Raw genomic sequence first — 16,454 nt, 5'->3', positions numbered from 1 at the left:
GAATTTATCATGCGGATTGTTGAAAATATTACGGAATTGGTGGGACGGACACCTCTAGTTAAGTTAAACCGGATTCCTCAAGAATTAGGTTGTGTGGCTACAATTCTCGTGAAATTGGAAAGTATGAACCCTTCGTCATCGGTGAAAGACCGCATTGGGGTAAGTATGATTACTGCGGCTGAGAAGGAAGGATTAATTGCCCCTGGGAAGACGATTCTGGTGGAACCAACATCGGGAAATACGGGCATTGCTTTGGCAATGGCGGCGGCGGCCAAGGGGTATCAATTAATTTTAACAATGCCGGAAACGATGAGTGCGGAACGGCGGGCGATGTTAAGGGCTTATGGGGCCCAATTGGAACTCACTCCGGGAATTGCGGGGATGAGTGGGGCGATTCGGCGGGCGCAGGAGATTGTGGATAGAACACCATACTCTTATATGTTGCAACAGTTCCGCAATCCGGCTAATGCCCAAATTCATCGGGAAACTACGGCGGAGGAAATTTGGGAGGATACGGATGGATTGGTGGATATGATTGTGGCGGGTGTGGGGACTGGGGGGACGATTACTGGGGTGGCGGAAGTTTTGAAGGACCGGAAACCGAGTTTTCAGGCGATCGCTGTCGAACCAGCTAATAGCCCGATATTATCGGGAGGTAAACCGGGTCCCCATAAAATTCAGGGCATTGGGGCGGGTTTTATTCCCCAAGTGTTAAAGTTAGAATTGATTGATGAGGTAATTACGGTTACTGATGAGGAGGCGATCGCTTTTGGTCGCAAATTAGCCAGGGAGGAAGGATTATTGTCTGGAATCTCCACTGGTGCAGCCCTTTGTGCGGCGGTTCGGGTCGCCCAACGTCCTGAAAATCAGGGACGCTTAATTGTGATGATTCAGCCTAGTTTCGGTGAGAGATATTTAAGTACACCTTTATTCCAAGACCTAGAAGCGAAAACCGCAACTAGTACCAATTAACAATCTATTGGATTCATGTCCGATTTTAACCACTACGATACCCTCAAAGTTAGTAATCATGCCAGTCAAGCGGAGATCAAACAAGCTTATCGCCGCTTGGTGAAAATTTTTCATCCTGATAGTAATCAAGACATTACAGATAATGAGCAAATTATTCGTGTTAATGCCGCCTATGAGGTTTTAAGTGATAGTAAAAGTCGTCTTGATTATGATGAAAAACTTCGTCACAGTCAGCAACAATTTCATCATGTTCGCCAAAAACGTGCAGAATCTGCTCAACAACATTACAAAGCAACTAGGAAAACAAGAAAAGATATTGATGAGAATATTGAGGAATGGATACGGTTAGTTTATAAACCAGTAAATCGGATACTTTGTACAATTCTTAATTCTTTAGAATCACAAATTGAGGAGTTAGCAGCCGATCCTTTTGATGATGATCTTTTAGACGAATTTCAAGATTATTTAGCATCCTGTCGGGAAGATTTGAAGGACGCACAAATTAAATTTCGTTCTTTGCCAAATCCCGCTAGTTTTGCAGCAGCAGCAGCCCATATTTACTATTGTATGAGTCAAGTGGGAGATGGAATTGAGGAATTAGCATACTTTCCATTAAGTTATGATCATCGCTATTTACACACGGGACAAGAGTTATTTCGGATAGCTAAAAGATTGTATCGGGAAGCGCAAGAGTCCGTGAGTTGATGAGATGATCGTAGGAGTCGTTTAATTACTAAGTAGGTTGGGGTTGAAAATTGTCGTTATGACAAGATAACAGGGAAGAGGTTTTGGGCAATTTGACTTTTTGTTATGGTTTTTTTCCGTTTACTTACTTATCTATTAAACCGAAATATTGCTTATTTTTTTAACAATATAATAATTCCCATTCTATCGGGTTAGAAGCGGAAATAATTAAACGCAGATGGACGCAGATGGACGCAGATAATTTTGTAGTTAATTAGACTAGTGGTCTGTCAAGCTAAAAGTTGTGAGTTTGAGGAGTTTGAGGGAAAATAGAAAGGCTATTTACAGTAAACCTCAGCAGATATTCTAATAACTGATTATGTTTAAGACCTATATTGTCCGGTTAAGTCAAGAAGAACGGCAGACCCTACAAGATTTGGTATCCACAGGCAAAGCAGCAGCTTACAAAATTAAGCACGCCAATATTCTGTTAAACATTGATGTCAATGGACAAGGATGGACGGATGAAGAAGCTGCGACCGCCTTCAGTTGCCACCGAAACACAGTTGCAAATCTTAGAGAGCGATTGGTAAAAGAAGGCATAGAGTCAGCATTAAACCGCAAACCCAGTAAAACGCCGCCTCGTCAAACGATTATTGATGGAGAGGTGGAAGCAAAACTAATTGCCTTGCGTTGTGGGGAATCGCCTGCTGGTTATGCTCGTTGGACCCCACATTCCGCACTTCAATTTGTAGTACACATACAAGTATGATAAGCAGCATAGCTGGTTAAACATAAATACGCAATTAAGACAGTAAAAATATAGACCTTAATTTTCATTTGACTACTAAAGAGAAATTCATAAGGCATTGATAATAAATTCAGGAAAAAATGAGAGAATGAGACTGAATTACCAAAAAATGCCTTCATAATATGAATTACCAAAAAGAAGAAATGGAGAGTAAAAACATAGATCACTTAGGAATAATAGCAGGAATAATAGATGAGATAGGAATAGTAGAAAAAATTAATGGGATATTCCCAATAGATAGTAGATAGAAAGTAAATTATTGAGAAGTAGTTAAAGCAATTATTCTCAATGGACTAGGCTTTGTATCAAGACCACTATATTTATTTCCAGAATTCTTTAAAGACAAAGCCGTAGAACATTTAATAGGAGGAGGGATAAAAGCGGAAGATTTAAATGACGATAAAATAGGTAGAGTCATGGATAAACTTTACAAATATGGCTGAACTAAATTATTCTTAATCATTGCCTTAGAAGTAGTAAAGAAATATGGAATAGACACAAAATATTCCCATTTAGACTCAAGCTCATTACATTTACATGGAAAATATGATAATTGCCTCAATAATCCAGAAAAAGAATTAGGAATAAATCGAGAACATCCAATTATGATTACACAAGGATATTCTCGTGACCATCGCCCCGACTTAAAACAATGTATATTAGATTTAATAGTAAGTAGTGATGGAGATATACCATTATTTTTCAGAGGAGCATCAGGAAACGAATCAGATAAAGCAGTATTCGCTCACATCTTAGTAGAATATTCTAAACAAGTAGATTTTGAAAGTATCATGGTGGCTGACAGTGCATTGTATAGCGAAAGTAACTTAAAATTAATGTCGAACATGAAATGGATAACTCGAGTACCATTATCCATTAAAAAAGCGAAAAATTTAGTGAAAGCCTTCATAAATAATGACCTAAAAGCCTCTAAAATAAAGGGTTATAGCTATCTCGAAGAGAAAGTATATTATGGAGGAATAGAGCAAAGATGGTTATTAGTAGAAAGTGCAGAGAGGAAAAAAGCAGACTTAAATAAACTAGACAAAAAAATCCAAGAAGAGTTTTTGAAAGTTAACAAACAAGTAGCGAAATTAGAACAGGAAGAATTTACAGATAAATCTTTGACAGAATTAAAAATCAAAGAAATAACAACCAAATTAAAATATCATCAAATATCAGACTGGGAAATTACTGAAACCAATAAAGGGAAAACAACAGTTTATAGAGTGAAATGTAAATTAAGAGAAAATCAAGAGTTAATTACACAACAGCAAAACTCTTGTGGCAGATTTATTTTAGCCACCAATATTTTGGATACGATTGAGTTAGAGTCAGAAGAAATCCTCAAAATATATAAAGAACAACAATCTACAGAAAGAGGATTTAGATTTATCAAAGACCCGTTATTTTTCGCGGATAGTCTGTTTGTGAAAAATCCCGAAAGAGTAGAGACAATGATGATGTTAATGGCATTATGCCTTTTGGTTTATAATTTAGGACAAAGACAATTAAGAATGTCATTGAAGGCACAAAAAGCCACAGTTAAAAAGCGGTTTTTTAATGGCATTTTATGACGATGATTCCCACAGTTAGAGCATATTTGAGAACTGGGGAAGAACCTATCCACAAGGATTAATTCACTCCCGAACTTCTCGGTTTTATACTCTAACTGTCGTTTGAACTCATACATCCCACAATCGGCGATAGCACCCGCTAATTTGTGGTTCTTCAAAAATGCCTTAACGTGCAAATCCTCTATCTTTATCACGCTGTGGTTTTTAGCTAGATAGTAGGTTAATTTGTGTATGGAATCCTGGCGAATATTAGAAACTTTGGCGTGTAATTTAGCCAATTTTCTTACAGCTTTCTTGCGATTATTAGACCCCTTCACCTTTCGGCTAACGCTACGCTGTAAGCGTTTCATGCGTTTACTCATCCGGCGGTAGGCTTTGGGGTTTTTGAATATTTCACCATTACTGCAAACTGCTAACTCCTTTATTCCTACGTCAACGCCGATGGTCGGTCTGTCTGCAAGTATAGGAGGTTTTTCAATCTCGTACTTGACAGAAATAAACCTCGGTCCCATGCTTGGCGTAAGTCAGTTAACGCCTTTTGTGGGACATTTTTGTTAACTTCGTAATACCAAGCGTGTTCAGATTTGACCTCAGCTATTAACTTTTTATGCAGGTCAATCGCTGATGGTAATTTAAGTTTTTCGCCTTCTTTGCGAGTAGCTAAAATATCTATAACTTGAGCATTTGCCCAGTTATAGGCGTGTCTAGCTACTCCAGAAGCCTTGCGAAAAGCTGTAATCTGTCGGTTATTTGGAATTAGTGCAGTTTTGAATGATAAAAGCATTGATTCGACCTTTCAATGTTATATTATAGTAAGTATACCAACGATTAAGGTTAATGTCAATGAGATTTGAGAAAAATAATAAACTTGGCGCTAAAAAAATCCTCAAAGCTGAGTTAGACGCTCAACCAATTTGTTTTAAAGGTCGGAAAGGGCAAAGGGAGAAAATTAAAACCGTCCCTGACTGGCCGCAACGGTTAAGGGATTTTGTTGATCAACTTATTGAAGACTTAGACAAACAGTAAGATAAGGATAGTTATGGGTAGAAATTATCTAGCTGTTTCTACCCCCTGCTTCACTAACTAAGCAACGATTTTTACTGATTTGATACCCTTGCTACACCATTGAATTAGTAGCCATCGGTCAGAATCCTTGTCTAATGCAGGTTTAAGCCGAAAATTAAAAACGTCCTCCCATACATCCACACCATACTGATTAACAAAATCACGCTCTAACTTTTTGAATTGCTCCCAATTGCGATCGCTAATAGCAGTCAGCATAGGAACAATAGTAGTGATAGGAACTTGAGTAGCTGTTTCACTCATCTGGGTAATCCTCAAAAATACAAATAATTGGTAAATCTCCAGTTTCAGTGTCGATAATTTCGACTAATCGCTTACCTTTCCCTCTAGCAAGTTTTTTGCAACGCCCCTCAGTTGTAGCTGCGCCCCAATCTCTAGTTTCTGCTAGATAGTCAAATTTCCCCTTAGAACGTTTGATGTCATCTGCCATGCTGATTTTACTTAGGTTCTTTATTCAGTTTTCAAGTCAGAGTTTGGAGTAGAGAACGTTCTAACTTGCCTTTGGATTGCGTAGTTGTGTTTTTTTAATTTCACGAATACCAGACTCCACTATAAAAGCTGCAAGGTTAGCTGTGGTTCTACCCTGTTCATTAGCAAGTTTCTCCAATTCTTCAAATACAGCATCTGGAAGTGTAACGCTAAATCGTTTACTCATTTGCATCTATATAGAATCTCCTTTACACCAATATTCTACTAACTAATTCACTGTTTATTACAAAAAACATCTAGATTGAATCATTTACGATGTTAACTGAATCTATTTAGATGCTAAACTAGCACTATAAGCCAAGTAAATGCAACTCCACTACATTTTTATAAGTTCTGCGGGTTAAGAGGATGTTTAAAAAGTCAAAAAAGATACAACACAGCTCTCTCTGTATCAAATTATGAGCGAGAGTTGGTTTTTTGCACCATAATATAACCCACATTCCGCACTTCAAAAAGTAGCACAAGTAAACTACATTGACGGTCAATTAAAATTTATGATTTTAACAATTAGGTATCAATGTAAAACAAAATTATGGATACACAAAGTAGAGCTTTTATCGGTGTTTAAAAGCTATTTCAACAACAATATTTAATTCAAGGTGTGGAATCAGTTCTCAAAAAGATAACCGATGAAATTGTAAAAATAAAGATAATAACTAAGATAATAAATAATATTTTTGGCAAGTAGTAGGTAGGAATTGTAAGATATGACAATGCGACTCCGTTAAATTAAGAATTCGTTGAAATCCTTGTGTCATCAAAATATGAATACCTTGGAAACATTGAAATATCCATCTTAATGTAGGAGATTCTGTGGGTCTATTCAGTTGATTTTTAACTGTGGCTTTTTGTGCCTTCAATGACATTCTTAATTGTCTTTGTCCTAAATTATAAACCAAAAGGCATAATGCCATTAACATCATCATTGTCTCTACTCTTTCGGGATTTTTCACAAACAGACTATCCGCGAAAAATAACGGGTCTTTGATAAATCTAAATCCTCTTTCTGTAGATTGTTGTTCTTTATATATTTTGAGGATTTCTTCTGACTCTAACTCAATCGTATCCAAAATATTGGTGGCTAAAATAAATCTGCCACAAGAGTTTTGCTGTTGTGTAATTAACTCTTGATTTTCTCTTAATTTACATTTCACTCTATAAACTGTTGTTTTCCCTTTATTGGTTTCAGTAATTTCCCAGTCTGATATTTGATGATATTTTAATTTGGTTGTTATTTCTTTGATTTTTAATTCTGTCAAAGATTTATCTGTAAATTCTTCCTGTTCTAATTTCGCTACTTGTTTGTTAACTTTCAAAAACTCTTCTTGGATTTTTTTGTCTAGTTTATTTAAGTCTGCTTTTTTCCTCTCTGCACTTTCTACTAATAACCATCTTTGCTCTATTCCTCCATAATATACTTTCTCTTCGAGATAGCTATAACCCTTTATTTTAGAGGCTTTTAGGTCATTATTTATGAAGGCTTTCACTAAATTTTTCGCTTTTTTAATGGATAATGGTACTCGAGTTATCCATTTCATGTTCGACATTAATTTTAAGTTACTTTCGCTATACAATGCACTGTCAGCCACCATGATACTTTCAAAATCTACTTGTTTAGAATATTCTACTAAGATGTGAGCGAATACTGCTTTATCTGATTCGTTTCCTGATGCTCCTCTGAAAAATAATGGTATATCTCCATCACTACTTACTATTAAATCTAATATACATTGTTTTAAGTCGGGGCGATGGTCACGAGAATATCCTTGTGTAATCATAATTGGATGTTCTCGATTTATTCCTAATTCTTTTTCTGGATTATTGAGGCAATTATCATATTTTCCATGTAAATGTAATGAGCTTGAGTCTAAATGGGAATATTTTGTGTCTATTCCATATTTCTTTACTACTTCTAAGGCAATGATTAAGAATAATTTAGTTCAGCCATATTTGTAAAGTTTATCCATGACTCTACCTATTTTATCGTCATTTAAATCTTCCGCTTTTATCCCTCCTCCTATTAAATGTTCTACGGCTTTGTCTTTAAAGAATTCTGGAAATAAATATAGTGGTCTTGATACAAAGCCTAGTCCATTGAGAATAATTGCTTTAACTACTTCTCAATAATTTACTTTCTATCTACTATCTATTGGGAATATCCCATTAATTTTTTCTACTATTCCTATCTCATCTATTATTCCTGCTATTATTCCTAAGTGATCTATGTTTTTACTCTCCATTTCTTCTTTTTGGTAATTCATATTATGAAGGCATTTTTTGGTAATTCAGTCTCATTCTCTCATTTTTTCCTGAATTTATTATCAATGCCTTATGAATTTCTCTTTAGTAGTCAAATGAAAATTAAGGTCTATATTTTTACTGTCTTAATTGCGTATTTATGTTTAACCAGCTATGCTGCTTATCATACTTGTATGTGTACTACAAATTGAAGTGCGGAATGTGGGTTAGAAGTTGAATATTGGGAAGAAATTCGTACTGCTTTGGATGTGGTTTTGGGTTTTGGGGTTTAAGTTGAGCGAACTGACAAGTCAGCGCTTCGCTATCGCACTCCCTCAACTCCCCAAAAGCGATTATTCATCTTTATTAAACTGATACGTCTGACTCCCCCTGCGGTAAAATATCCTTAGTTCAAGGAATTGACTATGAAAATAAAAGCAATTATTTGGGAAGAAGATGGTGTATGGTGTGGTTCTGTACCAGCTTTACCAGGGTGTCATACCTGGGGTGAAAGTTATGAACATTTATTAGAAATGTTGAAAGATGCTGTTCAAGGTTGGTTAGAAGTTGCTAGTCAGCAAGAAGAAATTGAACCAGAAAAACAATTAATTGAGTTATCTTTATGAAATCCGTTTCTGGTAAATCTCTGTGTAAGATTGTGGAACGCTATGGATGGAATCTAAAAAGGATTACAGGTAGTCATCATATCTATGTTAAGGAAGGTATGAGTGTGATTCTTTCTATACCTGTTCATGGAAATCGTGATCTACCTATGGGTACACTGAAAAGTATTTTGAAAGATGCTGGTTTAACTGAAGAAGATTTAGATTAATTTCGCTATCGCACTCCATCAACCTCCCCAAACAGCGAACTGACAAGTCAGTGCTTGCGCTATCGCATCCCCTCAACTCCCAAACAGCGAACTGACAAGTCAGCGCTTGCGCTATCGCACCCCCTCAACTCCCCAAACAGCGAACTGACAAGTCAGCGCTTGCGCTATCGCATCCCTTCAACTCCCCAAACAGCGAACTGACAAGTCAGCGCTTGCGCTATCGCATCCCTTCAACTCCCCAAACAGCGAACTGACAAGTCAGCGCTTGCGCTATCGCACTCCCTCAACTTCTCTTTTTAACGAACCAAAGAGACACAGTGTATTGCAATCATCACCAAAATAATTACGTTTCAGCAAAGACTGCTCGCATCTAATTACGTTTTTACTGTACTTCTTCACAGAGTAAATTACAGTATGCTATCGGTGAAGTTTGTTAGCTATAAAGCCAAACTCATTCAGAAAATTAGTGTTATTACTTGCTGTTATTAATTATACTGGTTAGTTTAGTAATCTTGATAGTCAAAGGTCTTGTTATTTTTCGTCAGAGAAGCTAAGGTAGAGTTAAAATATAATGCGCTTTATAAGCTTAGGTGTTGCAAATGGGTATCCTAGAGGCTATCAAACCTGGTTATTTTGAAGAATTTCGGCTTGAAGAAGCTCAATTATTCTTAGAGCAGTGTTTAGCCTGTGATTCTTCCAATGCTGAATTTTATGAATTTCTTGGAAATATTGCACAACGTCAAGGCATAAACATAGATCAGGTAAAATATAAGCTCTCTGAGGCTCTTCAAGAATTTATAATTTTGTTTGAGCTTCAAGAACAGCTTGTTATTACAGGTTCACAAATCAAGGAGCTTACTAAACGTATTCCTGCTCCTGATTCTGAAAATAAATTAAAGCGTAGTTACGCGCTTGAAGAAAAATTCTTGGACATGGCTTTTCAGAAGTTTGTCGAAAGAGTTTCTGAAATTAATTATGTTCACTCCAGAATCGTAGAGAATTACTGGAACTATCTTCCTGAGAAGCTTCAGGATTTGATTTTGTTTGGTTATATCCAAGAATTATTGGCTCAAGGAAAATATTCTTTATCTGAACTTGGCATTTCTCAAGCTGTTTGCAAAAAACACGAAGATTCGTTTTTGCAATTCAAGAGTTATCTTCTCAATGTATTGAGTGATTCTGATGTTGGTGTACGGTTACCTCAGTTAATAGATAAATATGAGCAAATAGTTTCTAATACCTCTGAAAATAATCCTAGCCAGCAGAAAAAAACACCATGTAAGAGGTATAATTTGGAAGAGTTCTTAGTAAAAATAACTCCTCTAAATTCTCATGGTGAAAGTGACTGGGGTGAAGCAATTGGTAACGAAGTTTGGTAGTAAGGTATATGTGCCGGAGCGCGGCGACATTGTATGGCTAAATTTCAGCCCTCAAGAGGGGCGTGAACAAGCTGGTCATCGCCCCGCTTTAATTATTTCTCCTATGATATATAATGACTTAGGTCTTGCTCTAGTCTGCCCAATAACTAACAGTACAAAAGGTTATCCTTTTGAAGTTCCTATACCTAGCGGTATAAATACTACAGGTGTTGTTTTAGCAGATCATCTTAAAAGCATTGATTGGAAAGCAAGAAAAGCTGAATTTATTGAAAAAGTTTCAGTTGAATTTGTTACTGAAGTCATTAGTATATTATCTGTGATAATTCCCTATCCTCAGCAAGATTAAAAGTGTTGTAATGACTGAGGATAAAAGCAATTAGTAAAATACTAATATCGCACCCCTCCAACTTCCCAAACAGCGAACTGCTTGCAGCAGCGCTTCGCTATCGCTCTCCCTCAAACTCCCAAACATCTTTTTTAACGAACCGCAGAGACGCAGAGGACACAGAGAAAGAGAGATCGCACTCCTTCAACTCCCCAACATCCTTTTTTAACGAACCACGAAGACACGAAGAACACGAAGGAAGAAGAGAAGAGCGATCGCATCCCTCAACATCCCAAACAGCGAACTGCTTGCAGCAGCGCTTCGCTATCGCATCCCTCCAACTTCCCAAAAGCGATCGCATCCCCTCAACTTCCCAAACAGCGAACTGCTTGCAGCAGCGCTTCGCTATCGCACCCCCTCAACCTTCCAAACAGCGACGCACCCCCTCAACCTCCCAAACAGCGAACTGCTTGCAGCAGCGCTTCGCTATCGCACCCCTCAACCCCCCAAACAGCGAACTGCTTGCAGCAGCGCTTCGCTATCGCACCCCTCAACCTCCCAAACAGCGAACTGCTTGCAGCAGCGCTTCGCTATCGCACCCCCTCAACCTCCCAAACAGCGAACTGCTTGCAGCAGCGCTTCGCTATCGCACTTCCTCCAACTTCCCAAACATTCTTTTTTTAACGAACCACAGAGACACAGAGGACACAGAGAAAGAGAGATCGCACTCCCTTTAACCTCCCAAACAGCGAACTGCTTGCAGCAGCGCTTCGCTATCGCACCCCCTCAAATCCCCAAACAGCGATCGCATTCCCTCCAACTTCCCAACATCCTTTTTTAACGAACCACTCCAGACACAGAGGACACAGAGAAAGAGCGATCGCACCCCCTCAACCTTCCAAACAGCGACGCACCCCCTCAACCTCCCAAACAGCGAACTGCTTGCAGCAGCGCTTCGCTATCGCACCCCCTCAAATCCCCAAACAGCGAACTGCTTGCAGCAGCGCTTCGCTATCGCACCCCCTCAACTTCCCAAATAGCGAACTGCTTGCAGCAGCGCTTCGCTATCGCACTCCCTCCAACTTCCCAAACATCCTTTTTTAACGAACCACTCCAGACACAGAGGACACAGAGAAAGAGAGATCGCATCCCCTCAACCCCCCAAACAGCGAACTGCTTGCAGCAGCGCTTCGCTATCGCACCCCCTCAACCTCCCAAAAAGCGAACTGCTTGCAGCAGCGCTTCGCTATCGCACACCCTCAACTCCCCAACATCCTTTTTTAACGAACCACTCCAGACACAGAGGACACAGAGAGTTTCGCGCAAAGTCGCAAAGGAGCAAAGACGCAAAGAATCGCACTTTTCCCCAATATCCTTTTTTAACGAACCACGAAGACGCGAAGAACACGAAGGAAGAAGAGAAGAAAAGAGCGATCGCATAGCTTACTGTATCGTATCAAATGAAACAGGTTGAGGTAAAATATCTAAATATACCCACACTCATAGTTTTACAGATTGATACAGATGAAATTAAGACAAGTAGCAAGCGGATGGGAATTTGAAAGCGAAAAAGATTTAGAAAATTTGGTTTGGAACAACTTAGAAAAGATATTTGGATATAAACCTTTAAAGCGACAGTATCAAGTCAGTGGACAATATTGTGATATTTTAGCTTTTGGTAAAAATAAGGAACTTGTAATCATAGAGTTAAAAAACTCTGAAGATAGATATATTGTCCAACAACTTACTCGTTATTATGATGCTCTTTTAGATGAAAAACCTTTTCCTGAATATATAAATTTTCAAGTTCCTATAGTTTTAATTGCTGTTACTCCGAATTTTCATAGAGATAACTATACTGATCGAAAATATCATCAACTAAAATTTAACTTCTTGCAGTTTAAAATTATTTGTCAAGAGCAAAAATTTAGTCTAAACATAATTAATGTAGATACTACTCTCAACTGGAAATTAGATTTTGATTATTCACGAGAAAATCATCTTAAAAAAGAAATTCCTAGTCCTCATAAACGGTTTTATCAATTAATTGAAAAATGTACACCTCAAGAAAGAGGTAAATTACTCACATTTCGAGAAACAATTTTACAATTTGATGATCGTATGCAAGAAATATCCCAAGATGGTGGTATTTATTATGGTAACGCGAAAACTAAACATTGTGCTGAATTAAGGCTAGATAGCAAAAAAGAACTTGTGCTATTTTTATGGCTACCTCGCAATTTCTTATGGGAACAACAAGGTAATATTTTTAGATTCAGAATTTGGACAGATTGGAAGAATGCAGCTATTGTTATGCCTGTCTCCAGAGGACTTGGTAAAGTAAATCCAACTCGTATTAAATTTGCAAAGGAAGATGCTAAAAATCGAAGTTTAAATATCTTTATTTATGAAGCTTTACGTAGATGGTTTGAAAGAATTTAATCTTACCTCTTCTTTGCGCCTTTGCTCCTTAGCGTCTTTGCGCGAAACAAAACTCTCCGTGTCTCTGCGCCTCTGCGTGAGAAAAAAGGGCATAGTCAACAAACTACACCCCTAGCCTATATCTAGAGCTGCTTCACCTCACTAACCAACTTAGCCACCATATCCTTAGCGCTACCAAACAACATCGTCGTTTTAGCCTTATAAAACAACTCATTATCAACACCAGCAAAACCCGCACTCATACCGCGCTTAATCACAATAGTTTGCTTTGCGCGATCAACCTCCAAAATCGGCATCCCATAAATAGGACTATTCTTATCACTACGCGCCGCCGGATTGACCACATCATTAGCACCAATCACCAACGCCACATCAGCCTGTTCAAACTGGGGATTAATATCCTCCATATCATACAACTGCGTATAGGCCACATTAGCTTCCGCCAATAATACATTCATGTGTCCCGGCATTCTCCCCGCAACCGGATGTATCGCATATTTCACATCCACACCCATGCGCTCTAATTGATCAGCCAACTCCCGGACGCTATGCTGTGCTTGAGCAACCGCCATACCGTAACCTGGGACAATCACCACAGAACGGGCATAACCCAACATCATCGCCCCTTCTTCCGCATCAATACTGCGAACAGGTTGATCACTAGCACCAGCAGCCGCACCACCACTAGAAGTAGAGACAGAACCAAAAGCACTAAATAAGACACTGAACAAAGAACGGTTCATAGCCTTACACATAATTTCCGTCAGGATAAGACCAGAAGCCCCCACCAAAGCACCGGCGATGATTAACATATTGTTCATCACCACAAACCCAGCCGCAGCCGCAGCCACACCGGAGAGGGAGTTTAACAGAGAGATGACAACAGGCATATCACCCCCACCAATGGGGAGGACGAACATCACACCCAAGACCAAAGAAACAGCCACCACTCCCAAAAATACGGGGAGGCTATCTGGTGTCATGATTAAATAGGCACTTCCAGCTAAATAAGAACCCAAAAGCAAGAGGTTAAAAGGTTGTTGCAAAGGAAAGGTAATGGGAGTACCGCTAATTAGACCTTGCAATTTGGCAAAAGCGAGAAAACTACCTGTTAAAGTCACGCCACCAATTAACACATCCAATAACATGGAAATGTTGACATCGAGGGGGATAGGCTGTGAACTATCTAATAACCGCCAAAATTCAGCAACGGCAATTAATGCGGAAGATGCTCCACCTAAACCATTTAATAAACCCACCATTTGGGGCATTTCCGTCATTTGCACTTTGTAAGCAATAACAGCGCCAATTACCGAACCAATAGCCAAACCTATCAAAATCATCTCGTAATTTAATACGTGCTGATCTAGCATTGTAGCGACAATAGCTAATAGCATTCCCACCGCAGCGACAAGATTACCATTTCTAGCACTAGCGGGAGAACCCAGCTTTTTCAAACCTAAGATAAATAATGACGCAGCGACTAAATAAGTTAGCTGAATCCCAGTTGGTAAAAAGTCGCTCATGCTTTAACTTCCTTTTTTTTAAACATTTGCAGCATTCTGTCAGTGACTAAAAAACCACCGACAACATTCACCATTGCCAAAATTACGGCGATTAAACCGAGAATGACTGATAAGTTCGTGTTTTTCTCCCCCGCAGCCAGGATTGCACCAATTACGGAAATCCCGGAAATCGCGTTTGAACCGGACATTAACGGAGTGTGTAACGTGGGGGGAATTTTGTTAATCACTTCAAAGCCAATAAAAGAGGCTAGGACGAGTACAAATAAAGCCGGAAGTAATGCTTGTGTCATGTTAATTTTGGATTTAAGAGGTTTCGCGCAAAGATACAAAGGAGCAAAGACGCAAAGAGAAGATTTACAACAATCATGGAAAATATCCCTCAAACACTCATTTCTCTGTGAACTCTGTGCCTCTGTGGTTCGTTATTCCGTAATTAGTCCGCGCAGGCGGACTTTGCCTGTGTAGCCGCGAATTATATTCGCCTGGGCTTTGTTTGTATCAACTAAACCGCTACCGCTTGCAAAGCGTCTTTTACTCGTTGGTTTCTAATTTCTCCACCATGAGTAACACAAGCTGCGTCAACGATATCGTCACCAAAGTTGATTTCTAAGGCTTTGTCTTTAATTAACAATTGCATTAATGAGGTAACGTTCTTTGCGTACAGTTGACTGGCGTGTACTGGCATGGATGAGGGTAAATTAATTGGTCCGATAATTGTTACCCCGTTCCAAATAATATCTTTACCCGCTTCTGTACAAGCGCAGTTTCCACCTTGTTCTGCGGCTAAATCCACAATTACTGAACCGGGTTTCATTTGTGCCACCATTTCTTCTGTCACCAGTCTGGGGGCTTGTCTCCCTGGTACTTGGGCGGTGGTAATGACAATATCGGAGTTTTTGACGTGGCTGGCTACTAGTTCTTGGGTACGCTTTTTACTATCTTCTGAAATTTCTTTGGCGTAACCACCGGCTGCTACGGTTTCTTCTTCGAGTTTGACTTCGACGAATTTCGCCCCTAAGCTTTGCACTTCTTCTTTAACGGCTGGGCGGATATCAAAGGCTTCTACTACTGCTCCTAGCCTTCTGGCCGTCGCTATGGCTTGCAATCCTGCCACACCTGCACCCATAATAAATACTTTGGCGGGAGCAATTGTCCCCGCAGCGGTGGTTAACATGGGGAAGTATTTCGGTAATGCCGCCGCCGCAATCAATACGGCTTTATAGCCCGCCAGTGAAGCCTGGGAAGACAAGGCATCCATGCTTTGCGCCCTGGTGGTACGGGGGATTAATTCCATGCTCAAAGCGGTAATTTGCCGATTTGCTAATTGTTGAGCAATTACGGGATTTCCCAGGGGATTAAGGAAGCTAATTAATACAGAGCCAGATTTAAGTAATTCAATTTCTGTTCGGCCGTCTTCTCTGGTTTGCGGTGGGCTAACTTTGAGTAAAATATCTGCTTCACTCCATAATTGGGCAGAATCATGACTAATTTTTGCTCCTGCTGCTTCATAGTCAGCATCACTGAAAAATGCTTTTTCTCCCGCACCTGTTTCTACCCAAACTTCTAAACCTTGTTTGACTAATTTTCCCACGGTGTCAGGAATTAAAGCTACACGCCGTTCACAAACTTCTATTTCTTTCGCAACTGCTATTTTCATGCAATCTCCTGGATATAAATACTTAACATCACCCGTTAACTTTTAATACTTCTTATGTCAAATTAGTATCATTAAGCTGATGGGATGATTAACCATGAATTACCTTTGTAGATAGAATTTCCAAATTTTGTTTTTGCTATCTTCGTTCTCTAGTCACAACTTCAACTTGACAGTATGCAGATATCATCCTCACAAAACAGCTATAAGTAGAATTAGTTATCGCACATCCTCTGCCGATTTCTACATTTTGGATATTGTTCTTTAGATTATTTTATATTTTGGAAAATTCGCACTCTTTTTTTGATTCATTATGGAATTTTTAATCATTTGCGATATATCTGAATATTCATAATTAGCAACAAAAATTATTCTTTTAGATAATAAAATTAAGAATGTTTACACTAAATGCTAAATAACAGTAATTTTGCTTTATAGATGG

General features: G+C 38.9%; 18 protein-coding genes and 2 pseudogenes. 11 read left to right on the top strand and 9 right to left on the bottom strand.

Features of this window, described 5'->3' with window-relative positions; genetic code table 11:
- Positions 1 to 9 precede the first annotated feature (9 nt).
- From cysK to ANA_RS15995, 5 genes and pseudogenes are all read left to right on the top strand, one after another.
- On the top strand, positions 10 to 972 hold the full coding sequence (gene cysK / locus ANA_RS16010; RefSeq protein ID WP_015081081.1) for a cysteine synthase A: 963 nt from the start codon (positions 10 to 12) through the stop codon (positions 970 to 972).
- Positions 973 to 987: 15 nt separating this feature from the next.
- A complete protein-coding gene (locus tag ANA_RS16005) occupies positions 988 to 1,677 on the top strand; it encodes a J domain-containing protein (RefSeq protein WP_015081080.1) in 690 nt (229 codons plus the stop codon).
- Between the two features lie 358 nt (positions 1,678 to 2,035).
- Positions 2,036 to 2,428: a helix-turn-helix domain-containing protein gene (locus ANA_RS16000; RefSeq protein ID WP_051155202.1), complete on the top strand. Its 393-nt coding sequence runs from the start codon at positions 2,036 to 2,038 to the stop codon at positions 2,426 to 2,428.
- Positions 2,429 to 2,589: 161 nt separating this feature from the next.
- Positions 2,590 to 2,910: pseudogene (locus ANA_RS27785) on the top strand (DUF4277 domain-containing protein).
- Positions 2,911 to 2,925: 15 nt separating this feature from the next.
- A complete protein-coding gene (locus ANA_RS15995; RefSeq protein WP_200863864.1) occupies positions 2,926 to 4,044 on the top strand; it encodes an IS1634 family transposase in 1,119 nt (372 codons plus the stop codon).
- On the opposite strand, the gene ANA_RS27780 is transcribed toward ANA_RS15995, so the two are convergent.
- Positions 3,957 to 4,556: an RNA-guided endonuclease InsQ/TnpB family protein gene (locus tag ANA_RS27780; protein ID WP_235081866.1), complete on the bottom strand. Its 600-nt coding sequence runs from the start codon at positions 4,554 to 4,556 to the stop codon at positions 3,957 to 3,959. The genes ANA_RS15995 and ANA_RS27780 overlap by 88 nt on opposite strands.
- Complete coding sequence (locus ANA_RS27775) at positions 4,472 to 4,828, bottom strand: helix-turn-helix domain-containing protein (RefSeq protein WP_235081864.1); 357 nt, start codon at positions 4,826 to 4,828, stop codon at positions 4,472 to 4,474. Before ANA_RS27775 ends, ANA_RS27780 begins: the two co-directional genes overlap by 85 nt.
- A gap of 59 nt (positions 4,829 to 4,887) precedes the next feature.
- On the opposite strand from ANA_RS27775, the gene ANA_RS15985 reads away from it, so the two are divergent.
- On the top strand, positions 4,888 to 5,070 hold the full coding sequence (locus ANA_RS15985; RefSeq protein WP_027401740.1) for a hypothetical protein: 183 nt from the start codon (positions 4,888 to 4,890) through the stop codon (positions 5,068 to 5,070).
- 57 nt (positions 5,071 to 5,127) lie between these two features.
- Here ANA_RS15985 and ANA_RS15980 read toward each other — a convergent pair whose 3' ends face one another.
- From ANA_RS15980 to ANA_RS15970, 4 genes and pseudogenes are all read right to left on the bottom strand, one after another.
- Positions 5,128 to 5,370, bottom strand: coding sequence for a hypothetical protein (locus ANA_RS15980; protein WP_039203720.1), 243 nt, complete (start codon positions 5,368 to 5,370; stop codon positions 5,128 to 5,130).
- Positions 5,363 to 5,557, bottom strand: a complete 195-nt coding sequence (locus tag ANA_RS15975; protein WP_039203721.1) for a hypothetical protein — start codon at positions 5,555 to 5,557, stop codon at positions 5,363 to 5,365. The genes ANA_RS15980 and ANA_RS15975 overlap by 8 nt, the downstream gene beginning before the upstream one ends.
- 60 nt (positions 5,558 to 5,617) lie before the next feature.
- The gene (locus tag ANA_RS24810; protein WP_072033657.1) at positions 5,618 to 5,782 is read right to left on the bottom strand and encodes a ribbon-helix-helix domain-containing protein; all 165 of its coding nucleotides are present in this window, start codon (positions 5,780 to 5,782) and stop codon (positions 5,618 to 5,620) included.
- A 490-nt stretch (positions 5,783 to 6,272) separates the two neighbouring features.
- Positions 6,273 to 7,877, bottom strand: a pseudogene (locus tag ANA_RS15970) (IS1634 family transposase).
- Between the two features lie 402 nt (positions 7,878 to 8,279).
- Here ANA_RS15970 and ANA_RS15965 point away from each other — a divergent pair.
- The 5 genes from ANA_RS15965 to ANA_RS15945 all read left to right on the top strand — a co-directional run bounded on the left by ANA_RS15965 (position 8,280) and on the right by ANA_RS15945 (position 12,832).
- Complete coding sequence (locus ANA_RS15965) at positions 8,280 to 8,480, top strand: type II toxin-antitoxin system HicB family antitoxin (RefSeq protein WP_015081078.1); 201 nt, start codon at positions 8,280 to 8,282, stop codon at positions 8,478 to 8,480.
- Positions 8,477 to 8,686 carry a type II toxin-antitoxin system HicA family toxin gene (locus tag ANA_RS15960; protein ID WP_015081077.1) on the top strand — a complete coding sequence of 70 codons (210 nt, stop codon included), beginning with the start codon at positions 8,477 to 8,479 and terminating at the stop codon, positions 8,684 to 8,686. Before ANA_RS15965 ends, ANA_RS15960 begins: the two co-directional genes overlap by 4 nt.
- A 599-nt stretch (positions 8,687 to 9,285) precedes the next feature.
- Positions 9,286 to 10,065 carry an AbrB/MazE/SpoVT family DNA-binding domain-containing protein gene (locus ANA_RS15955; protein ID WP_015081076.1) on the top strand — a complete coding sequence of 260 codons (780 nt, stop codon included), beginning with the start codon at positions 9,286 to 9,288 and terminating at the stop codon, positions 10,063 to 10,065.
- Positions 10,019 to 10,411: an endoribonuclease MazF gene (gene mazF / locus ANA_RS15950; protein ID WP_051155201.1), complete on the top strand. Its 393-nt coding sequence runs from the start codon at positions 10,019 to 10,021 to the stop codon at positions 10,409 to 10,411. Before ANA_RS15955 ends, mazF begins: the two co-directional genes overlap by 47 nt.
- A gap of 1,503 nt (positions 10,412 to 11,914) precedes the next feature.
- Complete coding sequence (locus tag ANA_RS15945; protein ID WP_015081072.1) at positions 11,915 to 12,832, top strand: endonuclease NucS domain-containing protein; 918 nt, start codon at positions 11,915 to 11,917, stop codon at positions 12,830 to 12,832.
- Between the two features lie 122 nt (positions 12,833 to 12,954).
- Here the strand turns inward: ANA_RS15945 and ANA_RS15940 are convergent, their stop codons facing one another.
- The 3 genes from ANA_RS15940 to ANA_RS15930 form a co-directional block, all read right to left on the bottom strand.
- The gene (locus ANA_RS15940) at positions 12,955 to 14,358 is read right to left on the bottom strand and encodes an NAD(P)(+) transhydrogenase (Re/Si-specific) subunit beta (RefSeq protein WP_015081071.1); all 1,404 of its coding nucleotides are present in this window, start codon (positions 14,356 to 14,358) and stop codon (positions 12,955 to 12,957) included.
- Positions 14,355 to 14,648 carry an NAD(P) transhydrogenase subunit alpha gene (locus tag ANA_RS15935; protein WP_015081070.1) on the bottom strand — a complete coding sequence of 98 codons (294 nt, stop codon included), beginning with the start codon at positions 14,646 to 14,648 and terminating at the stop codon, positions 14,355 to 14,357. Before ANA_RS15935 ends, ANA_RS15940 begins: the two co-directional genes overlap by 4 nt.
- Before the next feature lie 212 nt (positions 14,649 to 14,860).
- Entirely contained in the window at positions 14,861 to 16,015 is a 1,155-nt protein-coding gene (locus tag ANA_RS15930; RefSeq protein WP_015081069.1) for a Re/Si-specific NAD(P)(+) transhydrogenase subunit alpha, read from the bottom strand.
- Positions 16,016 to 16,454: the final 439 nt, after the last annotated feature.

Source organism: Anabaena sp. 90 (assembly GCF_000312705.1).
GTDB lineage: Bacteria > Cyanobacteriota > Cyanobacteriia > Cyanobacteriales > Nostocaceae > Dolichospermum > Dolichospermum lemmermannii.
The sequence above is the reverse complement of the archived record's forward strand: the minus strand, read 5'-3'. Positions and strand labels throughout refer to the sequence as shown.